This is a genomic window from Micromonospora sp. M42, from assembly GCF_000568915.1.
GTDB classification, from domain to species: domain Bacteria; phylum Actinomycetota; class Actinomycetes; order Mycobacteriales; family Micromonosporaceae; genus Micromonospora; species Micromonospora chalcea.
The window spans coordinates 2653715-2661158 of record NZ_KK037233.1 but is presented as its reverse complement, the minus strand read 5'-3'; the positions used below and the strand labels follow the sequence as shown (position 1 = coordinate 2661158).

Below are 7444 nucleotides of genomic sequence, written 5' to 3'. Positions count from 1 at the left end.
GCTGCGCGCCGCGTACCCGACGCTTGCGGTGGCCGGGGCCGGCTACGACGGCGTCGGCATCCCGGTGTGCGTCCGCTCCGGCGAGACGGCGGCCGAAGAGATCATCACGGCACTGGAAGGATCGGCAGCATGACCGAGCAGACCAACGCGGCGCGGCTGCGGGAGCTCAACGAGACCATCCGCTACACGATGTGGTCGGTGTACCGGGCCACCAGCCCGCTGCCGTCGCTGCGGGAGAACGTCGTCGACGAGGTCGAGTCGCTCTTCACCGAGCTGGCCGGCAAGGACGTCACGGTGCGGGGCACGTACGACGTGGCCGGGCTGCGCGCCGACGCCGACCTGATGATCTGGTGGCACTCGTCGTCCAGCGACGCGCTGCAGGACGCGTACCTGCGGTTCCGCCGCACCACGCTGGGCCGGGCGCTCACCCCGGTCTGGTCGCAGATGGCGCTGCACCGCCCGGCCGAGTTCAACAAGAGCCACATCCCGGCGTTCCTCGCCGACGAGCAGCCGCGCCCCTACCTGTGCGTCTACCCGTTCGTGCGCTCGTACGAGTGGTACCTGCTGCCCGACGCGGAGCGGCGCGAGCTGCTGGCCGAGCACGGCAAGATGGCCCGCGGCTACCCGGACGTGCGGGCCAACACGGTGGCGTCGTTCGCGCTCGGCGACTACGAGTGGATGCTCGCGTTCGAGGCCGACGAGCTGCACCGGATCGTGGACCTGATGCGTGACCTGCGCGCCTCCGGCGCCCGGCGGCACGTGCGGGAGGAGATCCCGTTCTACACCGGCCGCCGCCGCTCGGTGGCCGACATCGTCAACTGCCTGGTGTGAAAGGAAGGGCACCTTCTTAACGCCTGCGGTAGAGGAAGGGGCCCCGCTTAACACCCCAGCGGGTGTCGAGCAGGGCCCCGACCGGGAAGACCGGCGTCAGGCGGTCGTCGTACAGGACACGATGCTGGGCACCGGGTTCGTCGCACCGGCCGAGCCGGTGAAGCCGAACGAGGTGCTCGCACCCGGCGCGAGTGAGCCGTTGTAGGCGGCGTTTCGTGCCGTCACCAGTGTTCCGCTCGTGGTGACAGTGGCGTTCCACGCCGAGCTGACCTGCTGGCCGTTCTGGTAGTTCCAGCTCACCGACCAGCCGCGGATCGGCGAGCCGCTGTTGTTCGTCACCTTCACGTCGGCCTGGAAGCCGCCGCCCCACGAACCGGTGATCGCGTACGTCGCGGTGCAGCCGCCGGCCGGGTTCGGCGTGGTCGGCGGCGGGCTGGTCGGCGGCGTGCTCGTCGGCGGCGTGCTGGTGGGCGGGGTGCTCGTCGGCGGGGTGCTGGTGGGCGGCGGGGTGGTCGGGCCGGACCCGCCGAAGTCCACGTCACTGCACAGGTAGTAGGACTGGTCCAGGTGGCTGGCCTGCCAGATGGTGTAGACGATGTGCCGGCCGGTGCGGCCCGGCGCGTTCGCCGGGATCTGGATCGACACGCCGTCCACCTCACGCGTCCACTGGCTGGCCGGGGTGTTGCCGATCTGGCCGACCAGTTCCAGGTCGCTCCAGCGCAGCGGCGAGGTGAGCGCGTTGAAACCCTGCTTGGTCACGTACACCCGGATGTAGTCGGCGCCGTGGCTGGCCTGGTCGAAGAACTTGACCCGGAAGTTGTTGGTGACCGGCACGGTCTTCCAGGCGCCGACGGTGTCGAGCGCGTTGTACCGGCCACTCTGGGTGCGGCCGCCGCTGCACAGCTGACCGTCCGGGATGGCGCCCTGGTGGTTGCCGGCCACGCCCTCGCGGAACAGGCCGTTCCAGTTCCACATGGCGTTCGGGTCGGCCTGCCACGCCTGCCAGCACATCGGGTCCTGGGTGGCCATGGCCGGGTTCTGGAAGTCACCGCCCCAGCGCTGCCAGCAGCTGTAGGCGCGCGAGGCCGGGTCGACCACCGACCCGTGCGCCGAGGCCGGGCCGGAGAACGCGGTGGTGAGCAGCGCCGCGACGACCGCGCAGACGCCGAGGATCGCCGCCGCGAGCGGTAACGGGCGGCGGTACGGAGTGGACATGGAAAGCCTCCGGGATGGGTGTCGGTGCACGACGCCCGGACTGTCGGGAGTTGCCCTCTCCCGCGTGGCGGCTCCGCCCGCACGTTGCCACAAAAAGTGACAAACGTCAATGAGTTGGGTCGCGGCGCATCGGGGTGTGCGGGATGCCGTCCTCGACGTAACCGGGGCCGTCGACCGTGAAACCGAATCCCGCGTAGAAGCCCACGAGGTGCGTCTGCGCGTCGAGCACGCACGGCCGGTCACCCACCACCGCGAGGGCCTCGGCCATCAGCGCGCCGGCCAGGCCCGCGCCGCGGGCCGCCGGCGCCACCACCACCCGCCCGATCCGCGCCACGCCGCCGGGGTCGGCCAGGATCCGCAGGTACGCGACCACGGCGCCGTCGCTGCTCAGCCACAGGTGGCGGGTGCCGGGTTCGACGTCCCGGCCGTCCAGTTCCGGGTACGGGCAGGACTGCTCGACCACGAACACGTCGATGCGCAACCGGAGCAGGTCGTGGAAGGTGCGGGCGTCCAGGTCGGCGAAACCGGCCAGGTGGGGCTCGACGGGCATCGGCCCAGGTTAGGCGGCGCCCCGAGGTCCGGCCGGGCCGGGTGCGGGACGGCCGGGGCGCGCGCGTCAGGCGGGGCGGGCGCCGACCGCGTCGCGTACCTCGGCGCCCTGCTCGCCCTCGACGGCGCGGGCGCAGTGGGCGCAGCAGAAGAAGCGGCCGGAGACCTCGACGCCGTGGCCGACGATCTTGATCTGGCAGTGCTCGCAGATCGGCGCCATCTTGTGCACCGCGCACTCGAAGCAGTCGAACGTGTGCCGCGACCCGTCGACGGTGCGCACCTCGAACGCCATCCAGTAGTCGTTACCGCAAACCTCGCAGGTTGCCATGCGAAACCCCCCGAAAACGGACCTGTCATCCGAGAGTCGCGCAGACGACACCATCGAGCAACCGGAACCGGCGAACCTGATCCGGCCCTACGGCGAGTCGCTCCCGGCGTGTCGAGCGTTGACTCCGGTGACCGCCGAAAATCCCCGGAGGATTCGTGATCAAGCGCAACAAGCTCTTCGGCAACCAGACCCGGGTGACGTTCTCGCTGCCCCGGGACACCCCGCCCGGCACGGTGAGCGTGGTCGGCTGCTTCAACGGCTGGGAGCCCGGCCGGCACGAGCTGGTGCCGCGCCGCGACGGCACCCGTACCGTGACGGTCCGGTTGAAGCCGGGGGAGTACCGCTTCCGTTACCTGGCCACCGGCGGCGTGTGGCTGGACGACGAGGCCGCCGACCGGGTGGACGAGGCCGGCGGCCTGCTGCGGCTGTGACGCCGCCGTCAGCCGGCGCTGGGCTCCAGCCGCACCGAGATCGAGTTGACGCAGTGCCGGGTGTCCTTCGGGGTGAAGCCCTCACCCTCGAAGACGTGCCCGAGGTGGCTGTCGCAGCGCGCGCAGCGGATCTCGATCCGGCGCATCCCGAGCGTGTTGTCCGGGATCTCCTTGACCGCGCCCGGGATGGCGTCGTCGAAGCTCGGCCACCCGCAGTGCGAGTCGAACTTGTCCTCGCTGCGGAACAGTTCCAGCCCGCAGGCCCGGCAGTGGTAGACGCCGGGGGTCTTGGTGTCGACGTACTCACCGGTCCAGGGCGCCTCGGTGCCGGCCTCGCGGAGCACCCGGAACTCCTCGGGGCTCAGCCGCACGCGCCATTCGTCCTCGGTACGGGGCAGTTCGTTGTCGGAAAGACTCACCCCTTCACGGTACGTCGGCTGTCGGTGGCATCGCATATGGTCGCGTGATGGCGGGCAAGGGCACGGTCGAAGAGATCGAGGTAGCCGGGCACACGGTGCGGTTGAGCAGCCCCGACCGGGTGATCTTTCCCCAGCGGGGCTTCACCAAGGCCGACGTCTTCCGCTACTACCTGGCCGTCGGCGACGGGATCATGCGCGCCCTGCGCGACCGGCCGACCACGCTCCAGCGCTTCCCCGACGGCATCGAGGGGGAGATGTTCTTCCAGAAGCGGGTGCCGCAGCGGGGCGTGCCCCCGTGGGTCCGCACCGCGCGCATCGCCTTCCCCAGCGGCCGCCCGGCCGACGAGCTGTGCCCCGCCGACCTGGCGCACGTGGCCTGGGCGGCGCAGATGGGCACCGTCGTGTTCCACCCGTGGCCGGTGCGCGCCGCCGACACCGACCGCCCCGACGAGCTGCGCGTCGACCTCGACCCGCAGCCGGGCACCGACTTCGCCGACGCGGTGACCGCCGCCGGTGAGCTGCGCGGCCTGCTGGACGAGCTGGGCGTGCCCGGCTGGCCGAAGACCTCCGGTGGCCGGGGCATGCACGTCTACCTGCGCATCCAGCCGCGCTGGACGTTCGTCGAGGTCCGCCGCGCCACCATCGCGCTGGCCCGCGAGCTGGAACGACGCCGCCCCGAGCTGGTCACCACCGCCTGGTGGAAGGAGGAACGGGGCGAACGGGTCTTCGTCGACTTCAACCAGATGGCGCGGGACCGCACCATCGCCTGCGCGTACTCGCTGCGCGCCAACGCGCGCGCCACCGTCTCCACCCCGGTCGACTGGGACGAACTACCCCAGGTAGACCCGGACGACTTCCACCTGGGCACGGTGCCGGCCCGGTTCGCCGAGCGCGGCGACCCGCACGCCGGCATCGACGACGCCCCGTGGGACATCACGCCCCTGCTGGAGTGGGCCGAGCGGGACGCGGCGGACGGGCTGGGCGACATGCCGTACCCGCCGGAATACCCGAAGATGCCCGGCGAGCCGAAGCGGGTCCAGCCGTCCAAGGACCGCGACCGCCCCCGCCCCTGACGCCCGGGTGACCACGGCTCAGGCGGGCGCGGTGAGCATGCTCCGGACCGACGCGACGATGTGCCGGGGGCGGCGGTAGAGATCGGTGGCGGTGTAGACCCGCATCCGCCAGCCGTGCTCGGCCAGCCAGTTGAGCCGGGATCGATCGTGGTGCAGCCGGCCGGGATCTAGGTGGGAACGGCCGTCGTACTCGACGCCGATGCGCCGCTCGCGATAGCCCAGGTCGAGGCGGTAGATCAGGTTTCCGTCCTCGTCGGGAACCCACAGCTGCGGCTCCGGCGGAGGCAGCCCGCCGTCGATCAGCAACAGGCGCAACTGGCTCTCCTGCCGGCACTCCGAGCGCGGGTCGGCGAGCGCGACGAGTTGCCCCGCCTGTCGTACTCCCCGCAGGCCGGCGTGCCACGCCACTTCGGTGAGCAGGTCCTCGGGCGGCAGGCGCCGGCGCGGAGGCAGAGATCCAGCACAGGCAGCGCGTCCGCCCGCCGGATCACGCGAGCCAGATCCACGGCGCAGCGGGCGGCCGGCGCGCAGGGGATGCCGGCGATCTCCACCGCGTCCGGCACCGGCAGCACCGTCTGATGCGTCGCCACGCCCCGGATTCGCCGCGCGCTCACACCGGGCGGCACGATCACGTGCACCCGGTCGTCGGTCACCGCCCCGAACCGGTGCAGTCGCGCGCCGGTGTGGAATCCCGCGACGGTTCCCGGCGGCAACCGCCGGAACAGGGCGCGCAACCGATTCGTCTCGTCGTCCGCGTACCCGTAGACACCCCGGGACAACCGCCCCAGCCGCCCCGCTTCCACCTGGTGCCGTACCGCCGCACGGCTCACCCCACCCGCCAGCAACTCCCCATACCGCCACACCCCCGCACTCTCCCGCCCGCTGCCCATGGAAAGCCGCCCCTGTGGACAGCCGCCGTCGATCTTGGAGTTGTGGTCGTGCACAAAAGCCGCATCGGCGTCATTCGAGGCACCACAACTCCAAGATCGACGGGGAGAGTGCGCGGCGAGGCGGAGGGACCGATAACGATCATGTAACGGGCGCGAACCTTTTCCGGGGCTTCACTGCTCTCTCTCGGCATCGGCCCGCCGGGGCCAGGAGAGGACGTCGGATGAAGCTGGTGTGGAGGCGGGCGGTAGAGGCCCGTGGGCTGCTGCTCGCCGCCGCTGTCGCGGCACTCGTCGCGGTCGCGTTGGTCACCGGGCTCTCCGACTACAACCGCCGGGCGGTGGACGCGGGCGCCCGGGCGGTGCTCGACGCCGCCCCGGCGGAGGAGCGCAGCCTGCTGATCAGCGGCTCCGGCGGGGCGGACGCCGCCGCGTACGCGGAGCGGGACCGGGCGGTACGGGCACAGTTCGCGAACGGTCTGGGCGGGGCGCCGGTCACGGTGGCCGGGGTCCGGTCCGGCACCGGGCGGGAGCTGACCGGTGACGTGGGCGCCGCCCGTACCGACGACGACCCGATGTTCGCCAACCTGGCCACGCTCGACGACCTGCCGGCGCACGCCGAGCTGACCGCCGGGGCGTGGCCGGTGCCCGGCAGCAACCCGTTGCAGGTGACGCTGCCGGAGAAGGTGGCCGCGCAACTGGGCCTGGAGGTCGGCGAGCGGGTGCCGCTGTACGACCGGGGCGCGGAGCGGGCCAGCACGGTGGTGGTGGCCGGCACGTGGCGGCCCCGCGACGCGGCCGAGGCGTACTGGCGGCTCGCCCCGGGAGGTGGGGGGAGAGCCAGGGCGACGCGGAGGTCACCTCGTACGGGCCGTTCGCGCTCGACCCGGCCGACTTTCGCCCGTACCTTCCCGGCTCGACCTCGGCGGCCTGGCTGGTGGACCCCGACCCTGGTGGCCGTCGAGCCGGCCCGGTTGCCGGCCGTGACCACAGCGCTGAACGAGATCACCGAGAAGCTGCCCGAGGCCACCGGCCTGGGCTCCTCGACGCAGCAGGTCAGCCACCCTGGACCGGCTGGTGACCGGCTGGGCCGGGCCGACCTGGTGGGCCGCTCCGCGCTGCTCACCCCGCTGCTGCTGATCGTGGTGCTCGGCGGGTACGCGCTGGTGCTGGTGGCCGCGCTGCTCAACGAGGACCGGCGGGCGCAGACCGCGCTGCTGCGGGCCCGGGGCGCCGCGCGTCGGCAGATCGCCGGATTCGCCGTACGCGAGGCCACGCTCGTGGTGGCGCCGGCGCTGCTGCTGGCTCCGGCGCTGACCGGGCAGGCGGTCCGGTATCTCGGCGCGGACCTGCGGCTGGCCGACGGCGATCTGGCCCGGGTCTGGGTGGTCGCGGTGGGCGCGGCGGTCGGCTGCCTGCTCGCCATGGTGCTGCCGGCGTTGCGCCGGGCCGGCACCTACGTCGCCGACATGGCGGCCCGGTCCCGCCCGTCCCGCAGCGCCGCCGTGCAGCGCGCCAGCGTGGACGTGGTGCTGGTGGCGCTCGCCGTGCTCGCCTGGACCCAGTTGCGGCAGTACTCCTCGCCGCTGGCCGGCGCGAACGGCAGCCTCGGCATCGACCCGCTGCTGGCCGCCGCGCCCACGATCGGCGTGCTGGCCGGCGCGGTGATCGCGCTGCGGCTGCTGCCGCCGACCACCCGGATCGCGGAACG

Annotated in this window: 10 protein-coding genes; 4 read left to right on the top strand and 6 right to left on the bottom strand. The window is 72.6% G+C overall.

The genetic code is table 11. From position 1 onward, the window contains the following. The first annotated feature begins 129 nt into the window (after positions 1-129). A complete protein-coding gene (gene hemQ / locus MCBG_RS11965) occupies positions 130-831 on the top strand; it encodes a hydrogen peroxide-dependent heme synthase (protein ID WP_043325639.1) in 702 nt (233 codons plus the stop codon). Between the two features lie 96 nt (positions 832-927). Here the strand turns inward: hemQ and MCBG_RS11960 are convergent, their stop codons facing one another. From MCBG_RS11960 to MCBG_RS11950, 3 genes are all read right to left on the bottom strand, one after another. After that, positions 928-2046 carry a lytic polysaccharide monooxygenase auxiliary activity family 9 protein gene (locus tag MCBG_RS11960; protein ID WP_043325638.1) on the bottom strand — a complete coding sequence of 373 codons (1119 nt, stop codon included), beginning with the start codon at positions 2044-2046 and terminating at the stop codon, positions 928-930. A 106-nt stretch (positions 2047-2152) separates the two neighbouring features. Further along, positions 2153-2596: a GNAT family N-acetyltransferase gene (locus MCBG_RS11955; protein WP_043325636.1), complete on the bottom strand. Its 444-nt coding sequence runs from the start codon at positions 2594-2596 to the stop codon at positions 2153-2155. Between the two features lie 66 nt (positions 2597-2662). Next, a complete protein-coding gene (locus tag MCBG_RS11950) occupies positions 2663-2923 on the bottom strand; it encodes a hypothetical protein (RefSeq protein ID WP_030503017.1) in 261 nt (86 codons plus the stop codon). A gap of 155 nt (positions 2924-3078) precedes the next feature. Between MCBG_RS11950 and MCBG_RS11945 the strand changes: the two genes are divergently transcribed. Further along, a complete protein-coding gene (locus MCBG_RS11945) occupies positions 3079-3354 on the top strand; it encodes an isoamylase early set domain-containing protein (protein WP_043325634.1) in 276 nt (91 codons plus the stop codon). Between the two features lie 8 nt (positions 3355-3362). On the opposite strand, the gene msrB is transcribed toward MCBG_RS11945, so the two are convergent. Next, positions 3363-3773 carry a peptide-methionine (R)-S-oxide reductase MsrB gene (gene msrB, locus MCBG_RS11940; RefSeq protein ID WP_030503019.1) on the bottom strand — a complete coding sequence of 137 codons (411 nt, stop codon included), beginning with the start codon at positions 3771-3773 and terminating at the stop codon, positions 3363-3365. Positions 3774-3820: 47 nt separating this feature from the next. On the opposite strand from msrB, the gene ligD reads away from it, so the two are divergent. Then, complete coding sequence (ligD, locus tag MCBG_RS11935) at positions 3821-4846, top strand: non-homologous end-joining DNA ligase (protein WP_043325633.1); 1026 nt, start codon at positions 3821-3823, stop codon at positions 4844-4846. A gap of 18 nt (positions 4847-4864) precedes the next feature. On the opposite strand, the gene MCBG_RS33990 is transcribed toward ligD, so the two are convergent. Together MCBG_RS33990 and MCBG_RS11930 are read right to left on the bottom strand one after the other, a co-directional pair. Next, positions 4865-5161 (bottom strand): endonuclease domain-containing protein, encoded by a 297-nt coding sequence (locus MCBG_RS33990; RefSeq protein WP_223201195.1) that lies wholly within the window; start codon positions 5159-5161, stop codon positions 4865-4867. Continuing rightward, complete coding sequence (locus MCBG_RS11930) at positions 5146-5709, bottom strand: type IV toxin-antitoxin system AbiEi family antitoxin domain-containing protein (RefSeq protein ID WP_223201194.1); 564 nt, start codon at positions 5707-5709, stop codon at positions 5146-5148. The genes MCBG_RS33990 and MCBG_RS11930 overlap by 16 nt, the downstream gene beginning before the upstream one ends. Positions 5710-5957: 248 nt before the next feature. On the opposite strand from MCBG_RS11930, the gene MCBG_RS11925 reads away from it, so the two are divergent. After that, on the top strand, positions 5958-7444 hold a 1487-nt coding region (locus MCBG_RS11925), incomplete at its 3' end, for an FtsX-like permease family protein (protein ID WP_369799298.1).

Bases quoted from the DNA above. Each gene is read 5' to 3' on its own strand.
- hemQ (WP_043325639.1), top strand. From the start codon at position 130: ATGACCGAGCAGACCAACGCGGCGCGGCTGCGGGAGCTCAACGAGACC.
- MCBG_RS11960 (WP_043325638.1), bottom strand. From the start codon at position 2,046: ATGTCCACTCCGTACCGCCGCCCGTTACCGCTCGCGGCGGCGATCCTC.
- MCBG_RS11955 (WP_043325636.1), bottom strand. From the start codon at position 2,596: ATGCCCGTCGAGCCCCACCTGGCCGGTTTCGCCGACCTGGACGCCCGC.
- MCBG_RS11950 (WP_030503017.1), bottom strand. From the start codon at position 2,923: ATGGCAACCTGCGAGGTTTGCGGTAACGACTACTGGATGGCGTTCGAG.
- ligD (WP_043325633.1), top strand. From the start codon at position 3,821: ATGGCGGGCAAGGGCACGGTCGAAGAGATCGAGGTAGCCGGGCACACG.